Below are 26,001 nucleotides of genomic sequence, written 5' to 3' on the forward strand. Positions count from 1 at the left end.
TTGTTTTGATGTTGTTATTTTGTATTTATTGAGACGGTAGGGTTAAGGTTTAATCCCATTCCCGGCTTCAACTGATCGTTAACAAGTACAGGAAGTTTTCCCCAGATTCTTGTTTTTCCGTTTAAAGCGTCCGCAGTGGCATTCATAGAGTCGTCATTGTTTTCATAAGAAACAAGTACTGTTGATATTGTAGAGATATCGATATCTTTTAAAGCATAGGCACTTCCGAATACATTCAGAATGACATTTTGATTTTTGCTAAGATCAGCAAGAACTTTCTTAGATTCAGTAGAGATTTTATAAGGTTTATAAGCTGTAGAATTATCCTTATGGAATCCTACAATTACTGTTGAACCGGCTGGAATGGTATTGATTTCTCCTGCTTTTTTAAGAATGACATTAGTTCCCAGTCTGTTGGCAAAAGTTTGATAAGGTGCTTCCTCAAGAGGAACGTAATACATCTGTTTTCCGGAAAGAGGAAGTAATTTTTTCTCGTCTTTTAGTAAAGTCAATGCATTCGAATAAAGATTCTGAACCAATGTTTTATGAGAATCGTTATTGAGATCAGCATTAATGTTTTCTGGATTTTTGGGTGTATATTGTGTAAGTCCAAGGAAATATTTTGTCAATAAAATCTTTTTGACACTTTCTTCGACTCTGTTTTGAGAAATTTCTCCTTTGTCAATTGCCTTTTGAATCAGTTTTTTCCCTTCAGAAACACCTTGTGAGAAAAGCATAATATCGTTTCCTGCTTTGAAAGCCATTGCATCCAATTCCCCAGGTTTGTATTTATTGGCTACAGCACCCATATTCAAAGCATCGGTAATGATTAGCCCTTTGTATCCAAGTTTGTCTTTCAATAAGCCTGTGATAATATTCTTAGAAACGGAAGCAGGAATTCCTTTGCCTGATTCTAAACTCGGAACATATAAATGAGCTACCATTACGCCTCCGATTCCTTTATTCATCAAAGCTTTAAAAGGTGCCAATTCAATAGCATTAAGTCGATCCATGTTGTGAGAAACTACCGGAAGATCAAGGTGAGAATCTGTATTGGTATCTCCGTGGCCTGGGAAATGCTTAATTGCTGCTAATATATTATTATCCTGTAATCCATTAGAGTAGGATAGGGCAGAGCTGATCACATTCTCTACTTCGGAGCCGAAACTTCTGTTTCCGATAATAGGATTGCTGGGATTCGTATTTACATCCACAACGGGTGCGAAATCCCAATTGATGCCCATTCTATGACAGTCTTCGGCTATTTTTGCAGACATCTGATACACCAGGTTTTTATCCTGAATTGCTCCTAACGTCATTGCCCAAGGAAATTTATGCGCGGTAGCTATTCTCTGAAACAATCCCCATTCTGCATCCATACCGATCATCAAAGGAATTTTAGATTTCTGCTGAAATTCATTAACCAGATTGATTTCTCTTGCAGCATCATCCTGCATTAAGATCAAACCACCAATCTTATCATTGGTGACAATATTTCTTACCTGGTTGATATACTCTTCTCCTTTGTTGGTGTAAAGTGCAACAATAAAAAGTTGTCCTAATTTTTCATCCTGAGAAAGATTTTTATACGTTTTATCCACCCACTGATGAGCCTTCTTTACCTCTTCTTTAGAGGCATTTTTAGGCTGATACTGGGCTTTCACCTGAGTGCTTATTAAAGCTGTAATAAAGAGTGAAGTATATAGTAATTTCCTCATGACTTTTTTGAATAAGAACAAAAATACGATTAAAAAAATGACGAAAACAATGTTTTTGAAATTTTTGGTATATGATTTGAATACGCAATATAAATAATAACTTAACATTTGTAGAAATGAAAAAAATTCTTCCCCTTATATTGCTTTCAGGTATTGGTTTATTATCATATAGCTGTGATAATCGTAATGATGATCCTGTTGTGGTAAATCCTAATCCCAACCCGGGAGACAGTGATACACTTCCTGTTATGAAAGATGTAAATGTTAGTTTGAGCAGCTCAAATAATTATTCACATATCGAATTGCTTAATCTCCAGAATACTGATGTAGTATTGGTGTACAGAAAAGACCCTGCATCGAGTAATGCCTGGCAGCTTATCCCTAAAACATATTATTTAGCGGGTAGTAGAGAGTTAGAATATAATTTCCTGTTTAATAGCCAAAAAGTGGAAATTTTCACAGAGGGTGTAAGCCCGGCTACATTGTCTTCTGCTGAGGCAGGTACTTATCTGAATAACCAGACTTTTAGAATTGTATTAGTGTATGCTAATGCTGGTAAGTCTGCGGCCGCTAAAAGTGCTAAACCTGCTGTAGATTATAGTGACTACAATGCTGTAGTAAAATACTATAATCTTGACGAAAGCAAAGTGCAGACAATCAATGCCAAATAAGTCAGAAATATCTTTTCAGTTTTTTATAATTAAAGAAAGCTTCAGGAGAAATCCTGGAGCTTTTGATTTATCTACACAATATGAGCATCAGATTACAAAACTCAATATAAAAATTTAAGACGTACGTATATAGTTTAGTATTTGCTGATCAATAAAAAAAGCTTCAGAAAATTCTGAAGCTTCTATTTATATTTTAGTTATCATTATCATCCAAAAGATGTCCAAAGAAATCTTTTTTCGTCTGAAGATAGCCTTTGCTTATTTCGTTGGCTGGGATCTGTAATGGAACTCTTGAGTTAAGATGTACATTACTTTCAACTACATATTTTACCTTTTCCGGATTGTTGGTTAGAAGATTGATATCTTTTACATCCAATACGTTAAGAATATCTATGGCCACTCCAAAATTTCTGTCATCTGCTGGTAATCCTAATTCAAGATTGGCCTGCACAGTGTCTAGACCTTTTTCCTGTAAAGAATAAGCTTTAAGCTTATTGATGATTCCGATATTTCTTCCTTCCTGTCGAAGGTAGATGATAATTCCACCATTTTCGTGGATATATTTCATAGCCGCATCAAGCTGCTGGCCGCATTCACATTTTTTTGAATGGAAGACTTCTCCGGTAATACACTCTGAATGGAAACGAACATTTACAGGTTTAGAAAAATCTGTATTTTCTGCGACAATAGCCATGTGAGGCATCCAGTCGTTTTCGTTTTCAGAGAAAGCGATCATTCGGAAAGTACCGTGCTCTGTGGGAACATTGGCTTCCGCCTGAATTTTAATCATTGATAATCGTTCAATTAGTTTTTAACTTCCTGGTAAAGCATCTTCAATTACAGAAATATTGGTTTTCAATCTAACCAGGTATCTGTTGAGAACTTCGTCGTCATCTTTGCCGAGACCTTGTCTTTGCTTTTGAATTTTTTTGTATGATTTTTCGAAGCTTTTCAGTGCTCTTTTCTTTCCTGCAGAGTTGTTGGCATCAATGGCATATAAATAATTCTGAAGGCTGTACTTCAAGTTGGTTACCTCATCATTCATTCCATTGTTTTTGAACTTAGGAAATGTAGAGATAATGTTTGAAATTTCAGAAGCATTTACATTTTCTTTGATATTGATATTAAAACTCTTTTTTGAACCTCGTTCAGAATCAGAACCTTTAGTATCACTATAAAAGCTGCTAGACAGCGGAGAAAGGTTAAGCTTTTCCGTTGCACAGGAAGATGTTAGTATAATAAGTACTCCAAAAAAAACTAGTCTTTTCATTTTTGTTGCCCTTTTTGATAAAGGATTGGGTTAAGACTTTCATCGTTATACATTTTCATTTGTTTGTATACTTTCATCTTAACATTACCGTTTTCAATATCAGCAAGCAACTGGTCTATAGAAGTTGAAAGGTCCTCTTTCTGAGTAAGCAGAACATCCAGTTTGGCCTGGCAGTTATTTCTGTGTTCTTCAGAAGCGGATTCCCTGTTAGCTTCCATTGACATATGATAGACCTTTAACGCAAGAATTGATAATCTGTCTACTGCCCAAGCGGGAGTTTCTGTGTTTATCTTTGCTTCAGGTTGAGGAGTTATATTTTCAAACTTATTAAGGAACCAGCTATCAATATATTCTACCAGATCAGTTCTTTTCTGATTGGAGGCGTCTATTGTTCTCTTGAGTTGAAGAGCTTCAGCCGGATCAATATTTTCATCTCTAATAATATCTTCCAGATGCCATTGAACGGTATCAATCCAGTTCTTTGCATACAAAATCCGTTCCAAACTATCTTTTTCGAACGGGTTATTAATTAGAGCGTTAACGTCATCAGACACGTGATAGTCTTCAATAGATTGATTGAAGACTTTCCATGCAGTCTCAGTAAATTTCATTAATTCTAAGGAATTTTAGTTGCTTGAAGAATTATTGTTGGTAGTGTTGGAAGACGATTTGTTTTCAGAACCTGGTTTGTCTTCTTCTTTTACCGCATCTTTAAATTCCTTGATTCCTGAACCTACACCTCTCATAAGTTCCGGAATTTTCTTTCCTCCAAAAAGTAATACTAGAAGTATTGCTACGATAAGGATGTGTTGCCAAGATAAGGCAAGTATTGTGAGTGTATTCATCTCTTAAAATTTTTACAAAGTTACACTTTTTTTAATAGGAAATCCAACCTAATGGATCAACTGGTGTACTTCCGTTCCATACTTGGAAATCAAGGGTGTATGCTCCATCAAAATCCTGAGCTACAGTACCTACAGGAGTTCCTGAAGAAACCTGCTGTCCTTTGGAAACGCTTACATTTCCTAAGTTGGAATAAATGGTGAAATAGCTTCCATGTTTAATGATAACAGTTTTTGTTCCGTCATTATTAGCCAGTATGGATGATACTGATCCTGGGAATACGGATTTGGCTCTTGTGCCTGAAGGAACAGAAATTTTAATACCGTTATTTTCTTCTGTAATATTCTTGAAAACAGGGTGTGGCTGTCTTCCAAATCGGTGTGTAATTTGCCCAGCACGGTCTGCAGGATAACCGAGTCTGCCTCTGTTGTCTGCAAAATTATTTCCAGCAGCTGTAGAAACACCATAGCTTGTCATTGCTTTGCTTTCGGCAGCTTTTTTCTCTTCTTCTTTTTTCTTGGAAAGTGCTAATTCGGCGGCTCTTGCGGCATTAAGTTTATCTGCAGCTTCTTTTGCCTTTGCATTGGCTTCGTCTGATGCTTTTTTAGCAGCAATTCTTCGGCTTTCATCTCTTGCGCTGGCTTCGGCTTTGGCAGCTTCTTCGTTACGTTTTCTTTCTTCTTCAGCTCTTTTTGCAGCCAGATCAGCAGCTCTTTTTGCTTCTGCTTCAGCGAGTTTTCTTTCTCTTTCAAGGGCTTCTGCTCGTGCCTTGGCTTCTGCTTCGATTCTTGCTTTTTCTCTTTCTGCAGCAATCTTGGCTAGACGTATTTTTTCTGCTTCAGCCTTTCTTCTGGCTTCTTCTTCTGCTTTGGCAATTCTTATTTCCTCAGCAATGATGGCTCTGATTTGCCCTTCAAGAGCTTTAGACTGAACCTGTTTTTGTTTCAGCTCAGCAGTCAGCTTAGATTCGTTCTTTTTAAATTCTGTTACCAGCTGTTCTTTCTGGGCTCTTTCTACATTAATGGTTGCCAAATCCTTCTGTTGGTTTACAAGAAGTGTTTCTTTCGCTTTTACAGAATTTTGTTTTTGAGCAATGGTTTTTTTGATCTGATTGGCCGCGTCAGTAATTTCGGCCGCTTTTTTATCCTGGTAATCTGAATATTGTTTTAAATACTGAACTCTTCGTATCGCTTCGCCCAGGTTTTTGGCTGAAAGGATAAACGTTACTTTGTTCTGTACTCCTTTGTTTTTATAAGCGTTCACCAAAACCTCAGAATAATTCTTTCTCAAAACGGCCAGTTCTTTGTTCTGACGGTTGATTTCCAGCTGACGTAGGTAGATATCATCCTCAATGAATCTTTTTTCTTTCTGCGTGTTGTTGTAAACCTTTTCTCTTAAAACCAGTTTCTGATTGACACTGGAGAGATAAGCAACAGAAAGTTTAGATTCGCTTCTTGTTTTGGCTAAATCGGTATTTATTTGTGCAATTTGTTTTTTAAGTTCGGCATTCTGCTTCTGCAGCTGTTCTTTGTTCTGCTGTCCCTGGTGCAGTCCAAACATCAAAACACCTATTAAAAAGCTAAATTTTTTAATCATTTAATCTCAATTTTCTTATAACTGGATGGTACAGAATAAGGTGTTTCCATCCTCGAAAAGTCAAATTTCGTATTTTCCAGTAAAATCTGACTAGATTTTGAACCTTTTATAATTATTTTAACATTTTTTGGAAGACGTATTCCATTATACTCATCCCAGTCGCTATAAGAAATATCCAATTCGTCTGATGATAAAATATCCTTTAGATTAACGCTCAGTAAATCGTAATTGGTATCGTACTGGAGTTCTATTTTATACTCTCTGTTTTTCTCATCTGTTACAATTTTCTGATTGGTGTTGGAGGTCATTTTGAACCCCTGTGCATTTTGTGTCAGATTAAACTGTCGGTCGTTGATTTTTACAAAGGTGCGGCCTAATAAGATTTTTTCCAACGATTTATAATCAATGAAATTAACGTTCAAAAGATTATTAAGATAATCGAAGTCGGAATCAATATAGGTCTTGTTTATTTTATCCTGGCCTTTTATTCCTTCCGGAGTTGCAATACCTCTTGCTGCGTTAATGAACAACGCTCTCAGGTTCATCCAAACTTTCTGGTCGTTTTCTATATAGATGGTTGCATCCAGAGTGGGAACATAGCTTCCGGTTTCCACACGTACTTTACTGTCTATTTTGATCTGCTCAAATTTTGGCGGAACCAATACATGTTCGTAAAATGAGAATTTATCTTTTACCGGTTCGTTTACATCTTTTGGATCTCCATTATCTTTTGTAGTGGCAATACTGTCCTTCCCATTGGCATTGTCGTTTTGAATGGCAGTACGGGTTTTACAGGACGTTAAAGCAAGGAGTAGTAAAAAGAGTGGGATCCAATTTTTCATTTATTTATCTTTTTTGATTAAAAACCGAGCAATATTAACGCCAAACCACACAAAACATTTTGTGTGGCCTGACAATATCTTATTTATATTAAAAAAAATCTGATCTTAATTACTTCGAAAGGAAATCTAAAACAGAATAATCTCCCAAAGAAATTTCTCTGGCAACTCCGAAATACTGTGCAGAGTTACCGATCATAGAGTTGGAAAGATTTCCGTGGTTGATTCTTGTGTTTTCCTGGATCAGAGAGTTCTCAATATTGGAATTCACAACAGTGGTGTTATTACCTAATGAAACTCCGGGACCAATTTTTGAATTGGAAATTTTTACATTCTCACCAATAAAGCAAGGCTGAATGATCAGAGAATTTTCAATAACGGCAGAAGCTGGGTAATGCGTCATTTCTTCTCTTTCATATTCAAGAATTTTGCTGTTGGTTTCTACGGTGGCATTTTTATTTCCACAGTCCATCCAGTCGTTTACTTTGCCTAAAGTAAATTTGGCACCTTTTGATCTAAGATTTTCTAATGCCGTTGTAAGCTGATATTCTCCTCCGTTTTTGATGTTGTTCTCCATGATATAGTTGATCTCCTCCATCAGTTTTTCAGCACTGTTGAAATAATAGATACCAATAATAGCAAGATCGGAAACGAAAGTCTTAGGTTTTTCTACAAAATCTGTTATAAAACCATAGTTGTCTAGTTTTACCACCCCAAATGCGGAAGGATCTTCTACACTTTTCACCCAGATCACTCCGTCTGAATTTTTATCTAAAACAAAGTCTGCACGGAAAAGAGTATCTGCAAAAGCAATGACTACATCTCCCTGCATAGACTGTTCTGCACATTTGATTGCGTGTGCTGTCCCAAGCGGATCATTCTGGTAGTAGATGCTTCCTTTTGCTCCCAGCTTTTCCGCAATCTGAATAAGGGATCTTTCGATCTCAGGTCCAAAATCTCCGATGATAAAAGCTACTTCTTCAATATTTTCTCCTGCAACTTTAGCAATATCTTCCACTAATCTCTGTACGATGGGTTTACCGGCAATAGGGATAAGCGGTTTTGGAACTGTCAGTGTGTGGGGACGTAATCTGGAGCCACGTCCAGCCATAGGAACAATAATTTTCATAAATTATATAAAAGATGTTTTATTAGTTAGTTAAATATTAAGGTTAAAGATAGCAATTAAAACCTTTGTCATGGTATAATTTATATCTTTTTAAATGAATGATAGTTTTGTTGGGTATCAAAATAAAGACCAAAGTTTAATTCTTTCTGATTCTTGATAAAATCATGTTTTTTTCAGAATAAACCAGAATTCCGACGAAGATCAAAAATAATAGATTACTTGTGATAATATTATAATGAAGATACTTTACAATGATGAAACTGAAAACTCCAAGCAGAATCAAAAAGAAAGACATTTTCTTCATTCTGTAAGGAATAGGATAGTATTTCTGTCCCAACAGATAAGATACAATCATCATGATAATATAAGCTCCGAATGTAGCCCAAGCAGAACCAATCATACTGTGATAATAGTTGAGGGCTAAAAGGTTTAGAGCAATATTGATTCCGGCGCCGAGCCAGGAAATTATCGTACCTACACTGGTTCTGTCTGTTACTTTATACCATGTGGAAAAATTGTAATAAATTCCAAAACAAAGATTGGCAACAACGATGATTGGGATAATATCTATAGCAATCCAATAGGATTTGTTTGGAATAAAAACGGCTTTCAGCCATGAAATGTTAGCAATAATTCCTAAAGCAACCGCACAGGCAAAGAATGCAAAATATTCCGCCACTTTAGCATAAGTTTTCTTAGCATCACCTTTATCCATTTGTTTAAAAAAGAAAGGTTCAATCCCCATTCTGTAAGCGGTAACAAATAAGGTCATCAGAACTGCCAGTTTATAACATCCTCCATATGCACCGGCTTCTTCATCCGAAATATAGTTTCTTTGAAAAGATTTATCAAAATTTTCATTCACCATAAATGCCAACCCGGCTAACATGAGAGGGAATGAATACTTGATCATACGACCAAACAAAGAGGTAACAAACTGAAATCTTACCTTTAGTATAACAGGAAATAAGAGCAGAACACCTAATGCACTTCCTGCCATATTACTGAAGAACGGATAATCTACATTTTGGTCTAATCCAAAACTTTTTGAAATATTTTCCGGAATCCAGAAAAATAATGCTGCGGTGAAAACAGCCTGAAATATAGCCTGAACAACTCTTACAGCTGAATATTTAATGGGTTTATTATGAAAACGCAGCCATGCAAAAGGAATGACCAATAAGTTGTCGAAAAAGGCAATCATTGCAAACCATTTGATGTACTCGGGATTGTCATGGTAGCCTGTATAATCTGCAATGGACTGGTTGAACAAATAACATAATGCCAGAAAAACCGTGGACGTTGAAAATAAAAACCAGAAAGAAGTATTGAACGTTTTTTTCTCATTGTCTTCTTCTGCTGAAAATCGGAAATAGGCTGTTTCAAAACCAAAAGAAAGAATAATATTGACAAATGAGATCCAGGCATACAGCTGGGTAAAAATAGCAAAACCTTCATTCGGGATTTTATAGATCAAAAGTGGATTGAGGATAAATAGAATGATTCTTGGCGCTATAGCCCCCGCTCCGTAGATGATTGTCTGTCCTAATAGTTTTTTATACAAAGTCGAAATTTTTTACAAATGTAAAACTTTCAGCATTCGTTTGGAGATTTTAAGGTTAATTAAAACTTAAAATCTTAATTTTACCGGGAAATAAATTGAAATGAAAGTTCTTATCAAAAACGTAAAAATCGTCAATGAAGGAGAAATCTTTGAAGGCGATATCCTTATAGAAAATGATTTAATCTCTACAATAGGTTCTGATATTACTGAAAATGCAGATCAGATCATTGATGGTTCCGGGAAATACCTTCTTCCGGGAGTGATTGATGACCAGGTGCATTTCCGTGATCCGGGCCTTACGCATAAAGGAGACATCGAAACTGAATCAAGAGCTGCAATTGCTGGAGGAATTACCAGTTTTATTGATCAGCCGAATACCGTTCCTAATGCCGTTACTCAGGAACTGCTTGCAGATAAATATGTAATTGGATCTCAGAAAGCATATGCCAATTATGGTTTCATGATGGGAGGTACCAATGACAATCTTGAAGAGGTCTTAAAAACAAATCCAAGAAATGTTCCCGGAATCAAATTATTCTTAGGATCATCCACAGGAAATATGCTGGTAGACAATCCTGAAACGCTGGAAAATATTTTTAGCAATACAAAAATGCTGATTGCCGTTCATTGTGAAGATGAAGCAACCATCAGAGCCAATACTCAAAAATATATGGAGGAATATGGAGATGATATTCCGGTGAAGTTCCATCATTTGATCAGAAGCGACGAAGCGTGTTACAAATCATCTTCCAAAGCGATAGAGCTTGCTGAGAAAACAGGAGCCAGACTTCATGTATTCCACCTTTCAACAGCCAAGGAAATGGAACTTTTCAGAAATGATATTCCGTTAAAAGATAAAAAGATTACTGCTGAGGTATGTGTGCATCACCTTACTTTTACCAATAAAGATTACGAAACAAAAGGATCGCTTATCAAATGGAACCCGGCAGTAAAAACTCAGGCCGATAAAGATGCTCTTTGGGAAGCTCTTCTGGATGACAGAATTGATGTGATTGCTACAGATCATGCTCCTCACACTGCAGAAGAAAAAGATAATGTATATACAAAATGCCCATCAGGAGCACCATTGGTACAGCATTCTTTACTTGTAATGCTTGAGAATTATAAAAATGGAAAAATCTCCCTGGAAAAAATCGTTGAGAAGATGTCTCATAACCCAGCCATCCTTTTCAGAGTAGAAAAGAGAGGGTTTGTAAGAGAAGGGTATAAAGCGGATTTGGTTTTGGTAGATCTTAATGAAGACTGGACGGTTTCTAAAGATAATTTATTATACAAATGCGGATGGAGCCCATTGGAAGGAATGAATTTTCATTCTAAAGTTACTCATACCTTCGTAAACGGACATCTTGTGTATGAGAATGGGAAAATTGCCGATGAGAAGTTTGGAGAGCGTTTACTTTTTGAAGTAAAAGAATAATTACTGAAAATTAAAATAGTAGCGGGCTTTAGCCCGCTTTTTTATTTTGAAATAGTGAAAAATTTTTTATAAACATGATGTTTATCGTTCTTTTATGATCTCTTAGATAGTCCGAATTTATGTAGTTTTGTACCGAAAAAATAACAGCTAATTTCTATGTATAAATTTTTATTAATTCTATTTCTATCCATTTCATTACAATTCAATTCACAAGTTAATACGCAGTTACTCCCTAATTCATCATGGGTAAGGGTGAAATTTAGTATGCTTGACGGAAGTAGAGATTTAGCAGAAAATGATTCCAATATTTTACTATGGAAAATTAATGGAAATACCCTTTGTGAATATACTCATCCAATTTTCTTTGACTGGAAAAGTTGTGTAGATTTTAAATTGGACAAAAGGCTAATGAAAACATCGGGAGAAACAGGTTACCAAATCGAAAAGTTAACTCAGGATTCTTTGATTGTAACACAAAGAGTGAAAGGAGAAGATACACCCGATAAAATAAGAAAGATTTGGTTCGTCAATAGATCTATTTTTATAAACGATTTTTTAAATAAGAATAGGAGTGATTCACTTATAGCAACTAAAGACTTTACACCATCATTAAAGATAAATATAACTTCTGGTCTTACTGATACCTATGTAAGGACAGAATATTCTCATGATTTGAATTTTAAAGGAAATGTTGTAATCTTTCCAAAGAAGCACCTCGTTAAAATAGAAATTGATAAGGAAGAAGAATTTGAAAAAGACCAAAAAAGTATTGATCTATTTAAAAGTACATTTGAAAAAAGCTATAGTTTATGGGAGCTTACTGGATTTGAAAAGTATGAAAAAATTATTATTCCATATAGTTATTCAAGTACATTAAAAAAAGGTGCCGGAGATCTTAATTCTAAGGGAATTTCTTTTTTTAATAATAACTATGTTAATTTTGTACAAAAATTTATTGTGTATGTAAAAGATAAAAAGCGATCAATACAAAGCTTTGGTAAAGCAGTACAAGCTATTAATAATAATAAATTTGATAAGGCAATTGAGTTTTTTAATGAAGCTCATGAGTATGATAATACAAATACAGATGCTTTGTATAATGTTGTAGGGCTTTCTTTAGCACAGAATAATACAAAAGCTGCCTGTGTTGCACTGAAAAGGTTAACGGATTTAGAACAAGCGGAAGGAATTAAACTTTTCAAAGAAAAATGTTCAAATCAATAAATAAGAAAAGCGGACTAAATAAAGTCCGCTTTTGTATTTTATAAGAATGTCACTTCATTCTTTTCATTCGTTCACCATTTTACTTTTTTGCTTTACTGCCCATATAAAAAGTAAGTTTTCCGCCATTCATAATTTCAGAATGCTTTAACGTAAAATTCTTAATCTCTTTACCATTTAAAAGAACTTTCTGAACATATACATTCTTTGGACTTTGGTTGATTGCCTCAATTTCAAAAACTTTTCCATTTTCCAGATTCAATATAGCATGGTCAACGGCAGGGCTTCCTATAGAATAATCTTCCGATCCCGGGGCAACAGGATAAAAGCCTAACGAACTTAAAATATACCAGGCACTCATTTGTCCCGTGTCGTCATTTCCTCCTAATCCATCAGGAGTAGATTTATATTGCATTTCTAAGATACGACGAATTTGAGCTTGGGTTTTCCATGGCTGGCCCGCCCAGTTATAAAGATAGGCAACATGATGTGCCGGTTCATTTCCGTGAACATATCCACCGATGATTCCTTCTCTTGTAATGTCTTCTGTGTCTGCAAAGAACTCATCAGGAAGATGCATAGTAAATAACTCATCCAGTTTTGAGGAGAATTTCTTTTTTCCTCCCATCATTTTGATAAGGTCATCTGGATTTTGAGGAACAAAGAAACTGTAATTCCAGGAATTACCTTCAATGAAACCTTGTCCGTGAGTGCTTAAAACATCAAAATCTTTTTTGAAACTTCCATCAGCCAGACGAGGACGCATAAAACCAATAGCAGGATCAAAATTATTTTTCCAGTTTTGAGAACGTTTGATAAATTGATTATAAATTTCGGTTTCCCCAAGATATTTGGCCAGTTGAGCTATAGCCCAATCATCATAAGCATATTCCAGCGTGTTTGAAACTGAAGTTCCATTTTTTTCGGCCGGAATATATCCTAAGTCGATGTATTGCCCAATTCCTTCATAATCTCTTTTGTTAGCCGTTTCTACGCAAGCTTTCAGGGCTTCTTTAGGATCACCGTTATAATTCCCTTTGATAATGGCATCCGCCACCACACTCACACTGTGATAACCGCTCATACACCAGTTATCATTGGCATAATGTGACCAGATAGGTAGCATTTTCATAGAAAACTGATCATAATGAGCCATCATAGATCTTACCATATCATTATTCCTTTTAGGCTGAATAAGATTAAAGAATGGATGTAATGCTCTATACGTATCCCATAGAGAAAATGTTGTATAGTTGGTAAAACCGTCTGCTTTATGAATATTTTGATCCAGACCTTTATACTCTCCATTCACGTCCATATAGGTTGTAGGGTTGATAAAAGTATGATACATTGCAGTGTAGAAATTGATCTTTTCTGTATCAGAACCTTTGATGATAATCTTATTCAGTTCCTTGTTCCAGGTGTCCTGTGTTTGAGCTTTTACCTGGTCGAAAGACAGATTTCCGGTTTCTTTTTCAAGATTTTCCATTGCATTGGCCTGGCTTACCGGGGAAATGGCAAGTTTGATTTCAATAGCTTCATTGTCGTGAGTGTCAAAATCGAAATACATTTTCAGATTCTTTCCTGCAATTTCCGGGAAGTTTTTAGTTTGATCAAATTTTCTCCAAAATCCATTATAAACCTGTTTTCCATCATAGTTTTGCTGGCCATAATTTTTAAAAGGTTTTGAAAATTTCATAGCAAAATAAACAGTCCTTGTTCGTGCCCAGCCATTGGTCTGGCGGTATCCTGTAACGGTATTTCCGTTTTCTACACGAGCGTACGTCCAAACATTCTTTCCGTTATAATTATAAATTCCGGCCATCAGATCCAGAATGATATGAGCCTGATCAGACTTTGGAAAGGTATAACGGTGAACCCCTACTCTTGATGTTGCTGTGAGTTCTGCTAAAATATTATGATCATCCAGTTTTACTTTGTAATATCCAGCTTCTGATGTTTCATTCTGATGAGAGAAGCTGCTTCTGTAGCCATTTTCCGGATGGGAAGCAGTACCAGGATTAAGCTGTAGCTTTCCTACAGTAGGCATGATGAGAAAATCTCCTAAATCGGAATGGCCCGTACCACTGAAGTGGGTAGAACTGAAGCCTACAATCGTTTTATCTTCATACCGATAGCCTGCGCAGTATTTGTAAACCTCTCCGTTATATTTTCCATTGAGTTCATAGGAGATAGTATCTGTTTCCGGGCTCAGTTGCACAGCTCCAAAAGGTGCAGTTGCTCCGGGATAAGTGTGTCCCATTTTTTCAGTCCCGATGAGGGGATGAACATATTGTATCAGTTTTTCAAATTTTTGAGCATTACAGTATACGCTGAAAAATAAAAGAAACAGAAAAACAGTGGTTTTGTGATATTTCATTAATGACAAATTTTCAAAGGTTAAAATTAATTAAAATCATCATTTACTGTTTTATTTTACATGAAATTCGTTTAATATTGATGCTTTTCAGAGAAACGGAAGCCTATTCCATGAATGTTTTCGATCAAAATATTCTCTTCGTCTGCCAATACTTTTCGTAATCTTGAAATAAAGACATCCAGACTGCGTCCCATAAAGTAATCATCATCTCCCCAAATGGCTTTCAATATCTCCTGTCTTTTTAGGATTGTATTTTTATTGCGGATGAAATAGGAAAGCAGTTCAGATTCTCTTTGGGTAAGACTGATGGTGTTGAGGTTGTCCTGTAATGTGTAATTTTTAGGATCAAAATCGTATTTACCGACTTTATAATGTAGGGGATAGGTATTGGTTTTCTTTGATCGTTTCAGAAAGACTTCAATTTTCAGAATCAGTTCTTCTATGCTGAATGGTTTTACCAGATAATCATCGGCTCCTATTTTCAAACCTTTGATGCGGTCTTCTTTTAAAGCCTTTGCAGAAATAAATATGATAGGAATATCTGAATTTTTGCTGCGTATGTGTTGTGCTACTTCAAAACCATTCATTTCAGGCATCATAATATCCAGAAGGCAGATGTCGAAAGTATTACTGTTAAAGGCTTCAACGGCAGATCTGCCATCCGAATAGCAGCTTATATCATAGTAGGTTTCCAGGCTGTCCTGTATAAGAAAAGCGATAGTTTCATCATCTTCTGCATATAAAATTTTAGATTTCTCCATACTTGCTTAATCAATTTAAAAAGGGAAAAAGAGGGTTGTTGTAATGCCGGTGTCAGGATTATTTTCAACCGAAATTTTCCAGTTATGTTGTTGCACTACCTTTTTTACGTAAAATAGCCCTAATCCGAACCCATTCACCTCTTCACTTCTTTTGGTACTTACTCTGTAAAATTTTTCAAAAATATGAGGAATATTTTTAACGGGAATCCCCATTCCGTTGTCTTTAAACTTTAAATATACCCCTTTTGAATCTTTATGTGAAGAAATAAGAATAGAAGGTTGTGTTTCACAATATTTAATGGAATTATCTAAAATATTGTAAATGATGTTGGTAAAGTGAAATTCATCAGCCATGACCGAAGTGCTGTTGTCAATTTCTATCTGTATACTGAGCTCTTGGTCTTTTTGCAGTATATCATCTGCAATTTCCTGAATGAAAGGAAGTAATATGATTTTCTGAGATTTTAAAGATAAGCCGTAATCGTCATTTTTGGCAAGATTCAGTATTTTTTCAATATGACTGTTGAGTTTGTAGCTCTGATCAATAATAATGGAAGTATAGGTTTGTAGCTTCGTGTTTTCTTTTACCAGATCCTGTTTACTGAGCGCTTCTGATGCCAAAAGGATAGAGGATAAGGGTGTTTTAAACTCATGCGTCATATTATTGATGAAATCACGTTGCAATTCTGAGAATTTTTTCTGTTGAATGATGGTATAAATAGAATACACGTACACCAAAAGAATAATGATAAGCGCAAAAGTAAGAAGATACCAAAATCTTAATGAGCTGATCAGGTAAGTGGTTTTATCAGGAAAACGGATAGAAAAATAATAGATGAGGTTCTTATGTTTCGGGAAATTAATGACTTTATTGCTAGGATTTTCCTGGTGTGTAGACATATATTTCCCATAAATCATTTTGTCGCTGTGACAGTTGTATAAGGCATATACATAATCTGTATTGATTTGAAAACGGGTGAATTCGGTTTTCAGGTAATATTCCAGAACGACGGGATGAAATTCATTATTAATATTAACTACGTAATAATCATTGGCAATATTCTGTACAGGGTTTTCAGTAAAAGAACTTTTTCCTCCTGATAATTTTTCTGCTACCTCAAGTAACGCAATATTTACTTTTTGGTTGAACTTTTTATCTTCCAGGTTATAAGCCTGTATGGTCCACATAAGCTGAGCTATTAAAATTCCAATAATAGCTACAAACCCCAGCGTAATAATAATATTGAGTTTTTTGATTTTCATTTTCCAGAACAATATTATCCAAAAATATCTATTAATCTTTTATCATTAACAACTTGTTAACAAATGTTTGACAGCGGTTAACAAGTCGCAGCTATTTTCTGTTTTATATTTGTTATATCAATAAAAAGGATGTAGGCTTAGTTCATTATCCTTAACCATTAAAATTTATACTCATGAAAAAATTAAAAATTACAGCAGTTTTAGCAGTTTTAGCTTTCTCTCCATTTTATGCAAATGTATTCTCTGCAGAAGCTCCTTCCATCGTAAAAGTGGTTGCTGATGCTATCAAATGGAAGTCAGAATCTATAGACGTGGGAAGCATTCCTCAGGGAAAACCAAAAATCATCAGATTTGAATTTACCAATACAGGTTCAAAACCGATCATTATCCAGAATGTAGCGCCTTCATGCGGATGTACAACAGCCGATTATACAAAAACACCTATTCAACCAGGGAAAAAAGGTTTTGTAGAAGCAAGTTATAATGCCGCTGCTGCAGGTCCGTTTATGAAAACGGTAAACGTTACAACCAGCGAAAGCAAAACTCCGAAGACTCTTTCTTTTAAAGGAACAGTCGCTTCATAATAAATCATATTTCAATATTAACAAGAAGCCGTCCCACTCTCTGTGGAACGGCTTTTTTTATGATTACTATCTCCTGCATAATTTTTAAAAATGACAGGAAGAATAATTATATTAAATTTACATACACAGTATTATTAATTTTCTACGGAATCTTTTCTCAGTCTGTAGAATTTATATTATATATTTATTAAAACAACTAAATTATGAGCTTATATACACAACCAATGCTGCGCGAAGGGGCACTAAAAGATAAAGTAGCAATTGTAACAGGAGGCGGAAGTGGCCTTGGTAAGGCAATGACCAAATATTTTCTGGAGTTGGGAGCCAGTGTGGTAATTACTTCCAGAAATCTGGAAAAACTCCAAACCACGGCAAAAGAACTGGAAGACGAAACAGGCGGGAAAGTTCTTTGTGTAGCTTGTGATGTTAGAAATTGGGAAGAAGTAGAAGCAATGAAAGAAGCCGCTTTAAAAGAGTTTGGTAAAATTGATATCCTTTTAAACAATGCTGCCGGAAACTTTATTTCTCCTACAGAAAAATTAACGCATTCCGCTTTTGATTCTATTTTGGATATTGTATTAAAAGGTACAAAAAACTGTACACTTTCCATCGGAAAACACTGGATCGATTCTAAATCTCCGGGAACAGTACTGAATATTGTAACAACATATGCCTGGACGGGTTCTGCGTATGTCGTTCCTTCAGCTTGTGCGAAAGCGGGTGTATTGGCTATGACAAGATCATTGGCGGTAGAATGGGCCAAGTATGGAATTCGTTTCAATGCGATCGCTCCGGGTCCATTCCCTACAAAAGGAGCCTGGGACAGACTTCTTCCGGGGGATCTTCAGGAAAAATTCGATATGAAGAAAAAAGTTCCGTTAAGAAGAGTAGGAGAACACCAGGAGCTGGCTAACCTTGCGGCCTATCTTGTTTCAGATTATTCAGCTTATATGAATGGGGAAGTGGTGACCATAGATGGTGGTGAATGGCTTCAGGGAGCAGGAGAATTTAATATGCTGGAAGCTATCCCAAGTGAAATGTGGGATGCTTTGGAAGCGATGATCAAAGCAAAAAAATCAAACTAAATACAAAAACAGTAATAAAAAAGCTCCCGGATTTGTAACAATCTTGGGAGTTTTTTTTATCTATGTATAAAATTTCTCTTATGAATAGTAAACTTCCGATACTTATTTCTGCAATGAGTGTTTTTCTTTTTTCAGGATCTGTTTTTGCACAGCAGGCTCCAAAATATGATTATGTAGAAGCATTCAAACCTTTCTTTTATCCCCAGACCGGTACAGAAACCCGTTCTGCCAGTGGTCAGCCAGGTCATGCATACTGGCAAAATTCTGCAGACTATCATTTGAATGTAAGTTTAAATGAGGATAAAAAAGAGCTTACAGGATCTGCTGAAATTACTTATACGAATAACAGTCCGGACAAGCTAAATTTTCTATGGTTGCAGCTGGATCAGAACTTATTTGCGAAAGATTCCCGTGGGAATGCTGTAATTCCCTTAAATGGAAGTAGAAATGGCGCCCATGGTGAAAATTTTGATGGAGGATATGGTATTAAATCAGTAAAAGTTGATGGAAAAGAGGTGAAATATACCATTACCGATACCAGGATGCAGATTGATTTATCAAAAGAGTTAAGAGCAAAAGGAGGAGTCTCCAAAATAGTGATCGAATACTCTTTCGTTTCTCCCGATTATGGTTCAGACAGAATGGGGGTAGAGGAAACAAAAAATGGCAGGATTTTTACCATAGCACAATGGTATCCGAGAATGTGTGTATATGATGATGTAATGGGCTGGAACACCTTGCCGTATGTTGGGGCTTCAGAATTTTATCTGGAATACGGTAATATCACTGCGAATATTACAGTTCCGGCAAGTCATTATGTAGTCGCATCGGGAGAACTTCTCAATGAAAAAGAAGTGTACAGTAAAGAAGAAATCAATCGATGGAATCAGGCCAGAAACAGTGATAAAACTGTCATGATACGACCTGAATCTGAAGTTGGAAAAAATAAACCTTCTGGAACAAAAACGTGGAAATTTAAAATTATACAGGCCAGAGATTTCGCATGGGCATCTTCAGCAGGATTTATACTGGACGCCGCAAAAATTAATCTTCCAAGTGGTAAAAAATCTCTCGCCATCTCAGCGTATCCCGTGGAAAGTGCCGGCGATAAAGCATGGGGAAGATCTACAGAATATACCAAGGCTGCTATAGAACATTATTCAGAAAAATGGTATGAATATACTTATCCCGCAGCCACCAATGTAGCAGGAAATGAAGGCGGAATGGAATATCCCGGAATTGTTTTCTGTCACATGAATTCAAAAGGATCAGAGTTATGGGGAGTAACAGATCATGAGTTTGGACACAATTGGTTTCCTATGATCGTAGGATCCAACGAAAGAATGTTTGCCTGGATGGATGAGGGGTTTAATACATTTATCAACAGTCTTTCAACAGAGGCATTTAACAAAGGGGAATACTTCAGAAAATTGAAAATGACTCAGTCTTCCAATTTTCTGATGAGTGACAATCTGGAGCCTATTATGGTAGGCCCTGATAATATGGCCGAAAATAATATTGGTGCTTTGGCATATTATAAACCTGCTGCAGGATTATCTATATTAAGGGAAGCTATTCTCGGACCTGAAAAATTTGATAAGGCATTCAGAACCTATATCAACCGTTGGGCTTTTAAGCATCCTACTCCCTGGGACTTTTTCCATAGTATGGAGAACGTTTCCGGAGAAGAACTGAGCTGGTTTTGGAGAGGATGGTTTTTCAATAAATGGAAAATAGATCAGGCGGTGAAAAATGTAAAATATGTGGGAAACGATTTTATAAATGGCGCTCAGATTACTATTGAAAATATTGGACAACTTCCAATGCCTACCACCGTTCAGGTTACATTTAAAGACGCAACGGTAAAAACCGTGAAAATACCGATTGAGGTTTGGAAAAGAAATAAGGAATGGACCATTCAGCTAGATTCAAATAAAGAAATTAAAGAGGTGAAACTGGATCCGGATTCTCTACTTCCTGATGCTAATCTGGATAATAATATCTGGGTATCTTCCGGTACAAAACCATAAGTTAGATGTAAAATGCAATGTAAATTCATAGAGTGAACTTCACAAAAAGCATGATTAAAGCATGTAATTTAACAATATAATCATACCAATACGGCTTCTCTGTCAAAGAGAAGCCGTATTTTTGTCTCTTATTGATAACATAACATATGAATTTCAGACTTTCAATGATGTTCCTTGTATTTTTTGCATGGGGATTTTCACAGGATTTTACCGTAATGAGTTTCAATATCAGACTGAATGTAGATTCTGATAAGGAGAATGCGTGGCCACAGAGAAAACAGGATGTTGCCGATTTATTAATGTATTATCATCCCGATTATTTCGGTGTTCAGGAAGCGCTTCCTGAACAGATGAAAGATATCAAAAACGGATTGAAAAACTATGATTACATCGGAGTGGGAAGAGATGATGGAAAAGAGAAGGGTGAATTCTCTGCTATTTTTTATGATGTCAACAGGCTTGATATTGTAAAGTCAGGAACGTTCTGGTTGTCTGAAACTCCCGAAAAACCTTCAAAAGGTTGGGATGCTGCCTTAAACAGAATTTGTACTTATGCTGTTTTTAAGGATAAAAAATCAAAAAAAGAATTCCTGGCAATGAACCTTCATTTTGATCATATAGGAAATGTGGCACGGGTAAAATCTTCTGAACTGATTCTGAAAAAGATCAAAGAGCTTAATCCTAAAAACCTTCCGGTAACCCTGAGTGGAGATTTTAACCTTACAGACGATTCTGAACCTATAAAAATTCTTTCTCAGAATATGAAAGACAGTTTTTACCATTCGGAAACCAAGCATTATGGTCCTGTGGGAACTTTTACTGGGTTCAATGTAAATGAAGTTCCAAAAGAAAGAATCGACTATATTTTTACTCAAGGATTCAAAATAAAGACTCACAGACACATCAACGACAGAAGAGAGAACCTTCTCTATCCTTCGGATCACTTTCCGGTTATTGTGAATCTTTCTCTATAAAAAAATCAAACGGTTGGAAAATCAATCTCAAATCCAATTCCTCTCAGGGATTGGATTTTTACTTCCTCATCATTACTGAAATATTTTCTGAGCCTGCTGATGAATACATCCAGACTTCTTCCTGTAAAATAATCGTTGGTCTCCCAGATATGATCCAGAATATTATCCCTTGTGATCATTGTATGATTATGTTTTAGAAGATACAGTAAAAGTTCCTGCTCACGGGCAGTCAATCGTACATTGCCATTTGGATGGGAAAGCTGAAGTTTCTGGGTATCTAGTTGATACTGTCCGATTTTTATATGAAGATCGGTGGTTGCAGGAGCCGTTCTTTTTAATATGTTTTTGATTCTTAATACCAGTTCCTCGGGATCGCAGGGCTTGGGAATATAATCGTCTGCTCCTATCTTCAATCCTGTTAATCGGTCAATTTTCTGATTTTTTGCTGTTAAAAATAATAAAGGGAAACTGTTTCTCTCTTCCAAAATCATTTTAGCCAGAGAAAAACCATCAATATTGGGCATCATAACATCCAGAATACCAATATGGAAAGGGAAATCTGTAGAGACGAGGCTGGCAATATCCTGAGGATTCTGAAACCAGCTGACTTCAAAATCTTCCAGTTCCAAATACTGCTTTAGAATCATTCCGAAGTCCGGGTCGTCTTCTGCCAGAAGAATTTTAGTTTTCATAAGGAATTGATATTTTAAAGGTACTTCCCACGCCGCGCTGGCTGGAAACATCTATTTTACCGTGATAATTTGAAATGATTTTCTGAACAAAATAAAGTCCAAGCCCAAGCCCTTTGCTGTTGTGGATATTATTGGACTGTATTCTGTAGAACTTTTCAAAAATGTTTTTTAGTTCGCTGTTTTCCATCCCTTGCCCATTGTCGGAGACTTCAATTTCCAGTTGCTGAGAATCAGTAGTGAAGGTTACTGTAATATCGGACGCACCATATTTTACACTGTTTTCACATAGATTTTTGATGACTGTTTCCATGAGATTTTTATCAAAAGGAAGCTCCTGGGATATTTTATTTTCAAACTTAAAATTGGTTTGAGAATATGTAAAAGCAAGATCCTGAATAAAGAAACTCCATTCTTCAGGTTTTACAGGACTCATTTCATCGGGCATTTCGTCCTTATGAAGCTGATGCATCAGGCTTTCCAGTCTTGAAATCTGCCGGTCAATAAGAGGAAGAGTTTCAGGATTCATTTCTTTTTTTAAAGTTTTTGAAGCAATTTTTAACGTGGCAATAGGCGTTTTGAACTCATGTGAAATGTTATCCACAACGGTGTGGAGAACTTCTACCTGTTTCTTTTGTTTGATTAAATTTTGAATGGTGAAAATATACAGCAAAAGTACACTACCCAGCAAAAGTATACAGCAGACTATTAATAATGCCAACTCTTTAAAAACGATACTTTTGATATTCCGGATCTCGAAATCACTCTGGCTGGTGATGAAAAAGATATCTCTTTTTTCAGGCGTTTCAATGCCTTTGGTTTCTCTTGTTGATGAGGTTCTCCATGTTCCGGTACTGGATACTTTAGGCTTCTTTACCGGATCTTTTGTTTCAAAAATGGTAATAGGACTGTTGATCACCTTAACGCTATCCGGAAGATGAATGATTGAGGTGTACCTGATCCTTGCGGAAATTTGATATCCATCTTTTTTAAGACGATAATTGATGTAATTGTTCAACCTTTTACTTACCTCTTTTCTATCCTCAGAAAAATGTCTTATAAATTCTTTTTTGCTGATCTCTTTATTATAGTATCTGATGATAATGCGTTGAAGTGTATCACTTTTTACCTCCTTTGCGTCATGAATATTCTCCAGCTTATCAGAATAATTCGTGAGCTGGTTATTTACAGAACGGTAAATGTCTCTTTCTTTCACCTGATAGGTTTTATACATAAAATAAGCCTGAATTCCCAGAAGAAGCAGGAATAATGTAGAAAAAAGGAGGATAAGATGTTTGCTTTTGGATACCATTGAAACAAAGATAATGCTTTAAGGATTTTCTGAAAACAGTATTTGGACATTAACCGTGCGTTAACCTTCTATTAACCGAATTTCTCGCTTTCAATATAGAATTTTGCAAAGTAAAACAAAACGGAACTCTGTTTTGCTTTATTAAAAAAACATTAATCATCATGAAAAAAATTATTCTTTTTCTGTGTTTTCCGATACTGCTATTTGCTCAGAAACAAAAGCTGACAGGGACTATTGAGAATGCAGAAAATGAAAAACTTTCAGAAGTAAAGGTTCTGTTATACAATTCAAAAAATGAATTGATCGGAGAATTAAAAACTGATCATAACGGAAACTTTACCCTGGAAGGTATTTCAGACACAACGGTAAAACTGATGGTAAAGAATAAAGGATATTCTTTATATGAAAAAACGCTTGATTTTGAAAAGCCTGATCTTTTGCAGATTGTTCTGAAGAAAGAATCTCAGCAAATAGAAGAAGTTGTAATGACCAAGCGAAAACCATTGGTAAAAAGAAAGGTAGACCGTCTCGAGTTTAATGTAGAAAACAGTAATATCTCTTCACTAAGCGCTTGGGAGATTTTAAAAAATACTCCTAGTGTAACAGTAAATAATAATGTACTTACGGTGAAAGGAAGTACCGGAATTTTGGTCACCATTAATGATAAGAAAGTAATGCTGACAGGAGATGAGCTTAAAAACCTTTTAGAAAATACACAAGGCGATGAAGTTAAATCTGTAGAGGTAATTACCAATCCGCCGGCAAAATATGAGGCCTCAGGAAGCGCTGTTCTTAATATCGTAATGAAAAAGAACAAAATTGAAGGTTACCGCGGTATTATATCTTCCAAATATGTGCAGACACAATATGCGAAAGGGGTCTTTGGCCTTTCGCAGTACTATAAAAAGGATAAACTTTCCATTATGGGAAGCTATTATAAAGGCTTGGGAACATACTACCGGGAAGGGACAGACTATGTCAATTATCCGGAAAGCCAAACCCGATGGGTAAGTATCATGAACAGGAAGGATAAAAACACTAACCAGAATACCCTGAACTTTAATGTAGAATATGAATTGGACAGTTTAACCAATTTGAGTCTCAACTATTCAGGGTATTTTTCTCCGAAATCTTACGGAACGTATGATGTTCCTACCCATATTTTTAACAGTCAGGATATTATTGAATCTGAATATAGAACGATTAATGATCATCGCTCAAGGTCTATCAATAATTCTTTAAGCTTTCAGGTAGATAGAAAACTGAATAAAAAAAGCAGCCTGTCGTGGATCAATTATTTTACGGGGAATAATGCCGACAAATATCAGAATGTAATCACCCATCTGAACTTTGCCGGAGAACAACCTCGTGAAGATAATTTTGTCACTCAAAATAAAGCAGATGTTCAGCTGTATTCTACTCAGTTGGATTACCAGTGGAAAAATGATAAACTGGAATTTGAATCCGGATCCAAGTACAGCTTTGTAAAAACCAAAAGCCAGCTTGATTTTTTGGATAATGAAAATGGACAGTTCCAATACAGACCAGAAAAGAGCAGCATTTTTGATTATAAAGAACATAATTTTGCTTTGTATTCTTCGCTTTCCTACCATATTGGAAAGTGGAGTTTTAAAGGAGGGCTTCGAGCAGAGAAAACAGCTCTTGAAGGTATTGTTTCTGAACCTTATGAACTTAATAAAAACAATTACTGGAAGTTTTTTCCTACTTTTTTTGCACAATATACCACTGAAAACAAACAGGAATTCGGCTTCTCCTATGGAAAGAGAATCAGTAGACCATCGTATTCATGGTTGAATCCTGCAAAATCTTATTACAATTTGTTTTCTTATTATCAGGGAGATCCAAAATTAAAAGCAACCATTGCTCATAATCTTAATCTGACCTATTCATGGAAGAATTGGAATCTGGATTTATATTACCGAAAAGAAATATACCCATCAATGGAAATCTCATATCAGGAACCAAGTACCAATAGCCTTATTTATCATTTTACCAATATTGAAAAAGGAGAAGCATTTGGACTGAATCTGTATAAGAACTTTCAGGTAAAACCGTGGTGGAATATCATCATATCCGAAAATCTGGAACACAACGAAAATTACTTTACCGGGATAGACGGGATGCTATATAAAAATAAAGTCTGGAATTGGAACTCTAATATTTCTACAAGCTTTACATTAGACAAAGACAGTGACTGGAAAATGGAAATGGGACACCGTTATTACTCTCCGGGAATACAGGGAACTTTCAGGATTTCTTCAAACTGGTCAGCCTATTTTGTGATGAACAGGAAGTTTTTCAATAAAAGATTGGAAGGAAGTCTCATCGTAAATGATATTTTCCGAAGTACAAGACAGAAAGTAAGTACAAAATATGCCAATCAGGATAATTACTTCCTGGATTATATGGATACACAGGGATTTACGCTTTCGTTAAAATTTAACTTTGGAAATCAATCCGTAAAAAATGTGAAAACAATTAAAAAAGCTGCAGAGCAGGAACGCTTATAGTTTAATTCGGCATAAAATTATTTTTCGGGCAATTTTAAAAATTTCTTGAGAGGTTGGAATTATTTTAATTTGGATCGAGAATGGGGAATAATTGAAAAATGTA

The 26,001-nt window shown here is 35.8% G+C and carries 22 protein-coding genes; 8 read left to right on the forward strand and 14 right to left on the reverse strand.

The window, feature by feature from the left end; genetic code table 11:
• Positions 1-14 precede the first annotated feature (14 nt).
• Positions 15-1,718 carry a glycoside hydrolase family 3 protein gene (locus ACQ76T_RS24390; RefSeq protein WP_431345791.1) on the reverse strand — a complete coding sequence of 568 codons (1,704 nt, stop codon included), beginning with the start codon at positions 1,716-1,718 and terminating at the stop codon, positions 15-17.
• A 116-nt stretch (positions 1,719-1,834) separates the two neighbouring features.
• On the opposite strand from ACQ76T_RS24390, the gene ACQ76T_RS24395 reads away from it, so the two are divergent.
• Entirely contained in the window at positions 1,835-2,389 is a 555-nt protein-coding gene (locus tag ACQ76T_RS24395; protein ID WP_431345792.1) for a hypothetical protein, read from the forward strand.
• Positions 2,390-2,582: 193 nt separating this feature from the next.
• On the opposite strand, the gene ribA is transcribed toward ACQ76T_RS24395, so the two are convergent.
• The 8 genes from ribA to ACQ76T_RS24435 form a co-directional block, all read right to left on the reverse strand.
• A complete protein-coding gene (gene ribA, locus ACQ76T_RS24400; protein WP_422695720.1) occupies positions 2,583-3,179 on the reverse strand; it encodes a GTP cyclohydrolase II in 597 nt (198 codons plus the stop codon).
• A gap of 21 nt (positions 3,180-3,200) precedes the next feature.
• On the reverse strand, positions 3,201-3,659 hold the full coding sequence (locus tag ACQ76T_RS24405) for a hypothetical protein (protein WP_431345793.1): 459 nt from the start codon (positions 3,657-3,659) through the stop codon (positions 3,201-3,203).
• Positions 3,656-4,270: a DUF4254 domain-containing protein gene (locus ACQ76T_RS24410; protein ID WP_431345794.1), complete on the reverse strand. Its 615-nt coding sequence runs from the start codon at positions 4,268-4,270 to the stop codon at positions 3,656-3,658. Before ACQ76T_RS24410 ends, ACQ76T_RS24405 begins: the two co-directional genes overlap by 4 nt.
• 15 nt (positions 4,271-4,285) lie before the next feature.
• Entirely contained in the window at positions 4,286-4,504 is a 219-nt protein-coding gene (locus tag ACQ76T_RS24415; protein ID WP_422695717.1) for a twin-arginine translocase TatA/TatE family subunit, read from the reverse strand.
• 31 nt (positions 4,505-4,535) lie between these two features.
• The gene (locus tag ACQ76T_RS24420) at positions 4,536-6,098 is read right to left on the reverse strand and encodes a peptidoglycan DD-metalloendopeptidase family protein (RefSeq protein WP_431345795.1); all 1,563 of its coding nucleotides are present in this window, start codon (positions 6,096-6,098) and stop codon (positions 4,536-4,538) included.
• A complete protein-coding gene (locus tag ACQ76T_RS24425) occupies positions 6,095-6,940 on the reverse strand; it encodes a DUF4292 domain-containing protein (RefSeq protein WP_431345796.1) in 846 nt (281 codons plus the stop codon). Before ACQ76T_RS24425 ends, ACQ76T_RS24420 begins: the two co-directional genes overlap by 4 nt.
• 109 nt (positions 6,941-7,049) lie before the next feature.
• Positions 7,050-8,066, reverse strand: a complete 1,017-nt coding sequence (locus ACQ76T_RS24430; protein WP_431345797.1) for a sugar phosphate nucleotidyltransferase — start codon at positions 8,064-8,066, stop codon at positions 7,050-7,052.
• Positions 8,067-8,202: 136 nt separating this feature from the next.
• Entirely contained in the window at positions 8,203-9,630 is a 1,428-nt protein-coding gene (locus tag ACQ76T_RS24435; RefSeq protein ID WP_431345798.1) for an oligosaccharide flippase family protein, read from the reverse strand.
• 100 nt (positions 9,631-9,730) lie between these two features.
• Here ACQ76T_RS24435 and ACQ76T_RS24440 point away from each other — a divergent pair, with 100 nt between their 5' ends.
• A complete protein-coding gene (locus tag ACQ76T_RS24440; RefSeq protein ID WP_431345799.1) occupies positions 9,731-11,068 on the forward strand; it encodes a dihydroorotase in 1,338 nt (445 codons plus the stop codon).
• Between the two features lie 264 nt (positions 11,069-11,332).
• Positions 11,333-12,292, forward strand: a complete 960-nt coding sequence (locus tag ACQ76T_RS24445; RefSeq protein ID WP_431345800.1) for a tetratricopeptide repeat protein — start codon at positions 11,333-11,335, stop codon at positions 12,290-12,292.
• Between the two features lie 79 nt (positions 12,293-12,371).
• On the opposite strand, the gene ACQ76T_RS24450 is transcribed toward ACQ76T_RS24445, so the two are convergent.
• The 3 genes from ACQ76T_RS24450 to ACQ76T_RS24460 form a co-directional block, all read right to left on the reverse strand.
• Positions 12,372-14,669, reverse strand: a complete 2,298-nt coding sequence (locus ACQ76T_RS24450) for a GH92 family glycosyl hydrolase (RefSeq protein WP_431345801.1) — start codon at positions 14,667-14,669, stop codon at positions 12,372-12,374.
• Positions 14,670-14,740: 71 nt separating this feature from the next.
• The gene (locus tag ACQ76T_RS24455) at positions 14,741-15,430 is read right to left on the reverse strand and encodes a response regulator transcription factor (protein ID WP_431345802.1); all 690 of its coding nucleotides are present in this window, start codon (positions 15,428-15,430) and stop codon (positions 14,741-14,743) included.
• A gap of 15 nt (positions 15,431-15,445) precedes the next feature.
• Positions 15,446-16,693 (reverse strand): sensor histidine kinase, encoded by a 1,248-nt coding sequence (locus ACQ76T_RS24460; RefSeq protein ID WP_431345803.1) that lies wholly within the window; start codon positions 16,691-16,693, stop codon positions 15,446-15,448.
• A 173-nt stretch (positions 16,694-16,866) separates the two neighbouring features.
• Here ACQ76T_RS24460 and ACQ76T_RS24465 point away from each other — a divergent pair, with 173 nt between their 5' ends.
• The 4 genes from ACQ76T_RS24465 to ACQ76T_RS24480 all read left to right on the forward strand — a co-directional run bounded on the left by ACQ76T_RS24465 (position 16,867) and on the right by ACQ76T_RS24480 (position 21,366).
• Positions 16,867-17,277 carry a DUF1573 domain-containing protein gene (locus ACQ76T_RS24465; protein WP_431345804.1) on the forward strand — a complete coding sequence of 137 codons (411 nt, stop codon included), beginning with the start codon at positions 16,867-16,869 and terminating at the stop codon, positions 17,275-17,277.
• A 203-nt stretch (positions 17,278-17,480) separates the two neighbouring features.
• On the forward strand, positions 17,481-18,362 hold the full coding sequence (locus ACQ76T_RS24470) for an SDR family oxidoreductase (RefSeq protein WP_431345805.1): 882 nt from the start codon (positions 17,481-17,483) through the stop codon (positions 18,360-18,362).
• 80 nt (positions 18,363-18,442) lie between these two features.
• Positions 18,443-20,392, forward strand: a complete 1,950-nt coding sequence (locus ACQ76T_RS24475) for a M1 family metallopeptidase (RefSeq protein ID WP_431345806.1) — start codon at positions 18,443-18,445, stop codon at positions 20,390-20,392.
• Between the two features lie 146 nt (positions 20,393-20,538).
• Positions 20,539-21,366: an endonuclease/exonuclease/phosphatase family protein gene (locus ACQ76T_RS24480; protein ID WP_431345807.1), complete on the forward strand. Its 828-nt coding sequence runs from the start codon at positions 20,539-20,541 to the stop codon at positions 21,364-21,366.
• 5 nt (positions 21,367-21,371) lie between these two features.
• On the opposite strand, the gene ACQ76T_RS24485 is transcribed toward ACQ76T_RS24480, so the two are convergent.
• Both ACQ76T_RS24485 and ACQ76T_RS24490 read right to left on the reverse strand, forming a co-directional pair.
• Complete coding sequence (locus ACQ76T_RS24485; protein WP_431345808.1) at positions 21,372-22,058, reverse strand: response regulator transcription factor; 687 nt, start codon at positions 22,056-22,058, stop codon at positions 21,372-21,374.
• On the reverse strand, positions 22,048-23,367 hold the full coding sequence (locus tag ACQ76T_RS24490; protein WP_431345809.1) for a sensor histidine kinase: 1,320 nt from the start codon (positions 23,365-23,367) through the stop codon (positions 22,048-22,050). The genes ACQ76T_RS24485 and ACQ76T_RS24490 overlap by 11 nt, the downstream gene beginning before the upstream one ends.
• Before the next feature lie 161 nt (positions 23,368-23,528).
• Between ACQ76T_RS24490 and ACQ76T_RS24495 the strand changes: the two genes are divergently transcribed.
• Positions 23,529-25,898 carry an outer membrane beta-barrel protein gene (locus ACQ76T_RS24495; RefSeq protein WP_431345810.1) on the forward strand — a complete coding sequence of 790 codons (2,370 nt, stop codon included), beginning with the start codon at positions 23,529-23,531 and terminating at the stop codon, positions 25,896-25,898.
• Positions 25,899-26,001: the final 103 nt, after the last annotated feature.

The organism is Chryseobacterium sp. JK1 (genome assembly GCF_050632815.1).
Classification (GTDB): Bacteria; Bacteroidota; Bacteroidia; order Flavobacteriales; family Weeksellaceae; genus Chryseobacterium.

Excerpts from the sequence above, each read along its gene's own strand:
- ACQ76T_RS24425 (WP_431345796.1), bottom strand. The coding sequence starts at position 6,940 with ATGAAAAATTGGATCCCACTCTTTTTACTACTCCTTGCTTTAACGTCC.
- ACQ76T_RS24405 (WP_431345793.1), bottom strand. The coding sequence starts at position 3,659 with ATGAAAAGACTAGTTTTTTTTGGAGTACTTATTATACTAACATCTTCC.
- ACQ76T_RS24460 (WP_431345803.1), bottom strand. The coding sequence starts at position 16,693 with ATGAAAATCAAAAAACTCAATATTATTATTACGCTGGGGTTTGTAGCT.
- ribA (WP_422695720.1), bottom strand. The coding sequence starts at position 3,179 with ATGATTAAAATTCAGGCGGAAGCCAATGTTCCCACAGAGCACGGTACT.
- ACQ76T_RS24485 (WP_431345808.1), bottom strand. The coding sequence starts at position 22,058 with ATGAAAACTAAAATTCTTCTGGCAGAAGACGACCCGGACTTCGGAATG.
- ACQ76T_RS24430 (WP_431345797.1), bottom strand. The coding sequence starts at position 8,066 with ATGAAAATTATTGTTCCTATGGCTGGACGTGGCTCCAGATTACGTCCC.
- ACQ76T_RS24445 (WP_431345800.1), top strand. The coding sequence starts at position 11,333 with ATGCTTGACGGAAGTAGAGATTTAGCAGAAAATGATTCCAATATTTTA.
- ACQ76T_RS24490 (WP_431345809.1), bottom strand. The coding sequence starts at position 23,367 with ATGGTATCCAAAAGCAAACATCTTATCCTCCTTTTTTCTACATTATTC.
- ACQ76T_RS24475 (WP_431345806.1), top strand. The coding sequence starts at position 18,443 with ATGAATAGTAAACTTCCGATACTTATTTCTGCAATGAGTGTTTTTCTT.
- ACQ76T_RS24450 (WP_431345801.1), bottom strand. The coding sequence starts at position 14,669 with ATGAAATATCACAAAACCACTGTTTTTCTGTTTCTTTTATTTTTCAGC.
- ACQ76T_RS24440 (WP_431345799.1), top strand. The coding sequence starts at position 9,731 with ATGAAAGTTCTTATCAAAAACGTAAAAATCGTCAATGAAGGAGAAATC.
- ACQ76T_RS24465 (WP_431345804.1), top strand. The coding sequence starts at position 16,867 with ATGAAAAAATTAAAAATTACAGCAGTTTTAGCAGTTTTAGCTTTCTCT.
- ACQ76T_RS24495 (WP_431345810.1), top strand. The coding sequence starts at position 23,529 with ATGAAAAAAATTATTCTTTTTCTGTGTTTTCCGATACTGCTATTTGCT.
- ACQ76T_RS24395 (WP_431345792.1), top strand. The coding sequence starts at position 1,835 with ATGAAAAAAATTCTTCCCCTTATATTGCTTTCAGGTATTGGTTTATTA.
- ACQ76T_RS24480 (WP_431345807.1), top strand. The coding sequence starts at position 20,539 with ATGAATTTCAGACTTTCAATGATGTTCCTTGTATTTTTTGCATGGGGA.
- ACQ76T_RS24420 (WP_431345795.1), bottom strand. The coding sequence starts at position 6,098 with ATGATTAAAAAATTTAGCTTTTTAATAGGTGTTTTGATGTTTGGACTG.
- ACQ76T_RS24410 (WP_431345794.1), bottom strand. The coding sequence starts at position 4,270 with ATGAAATTTACTGAGACTGCATGGAAAGTCTTCAATCAATCTATTGAA.
- ACQ76T_RS24455 (WP_431345802.1), bottom strand. The coding sequence starts at position 15,430 with ATGGAGAAATCTAAAATTTTATATGCAGAAGATGATGAAACTATCGCT.
- ACQ76T_RS24390 (WP_431345791.1), bottom strand. The coding sequence starts at position 1,718 with ATGAGGAAATTACTATATACTTCACTCTTTATTACAGCTTTAATAAGC.
- ACQ76T_RS24470 (WP_431345805.1), top strand. The coding sequence starts at position 17,481 with ATGAGCTTATATACACAACCAATGCTGCGCGAAGGGGCACTAAAAGAT.
- ACQ76T_RS24415 (WP_422695717.1), bottom strand. The coding sequence starts at position 4,504 with ATGAATACACTCACAATACTTGCCTTATCTTGGCAACACATCCTTATC.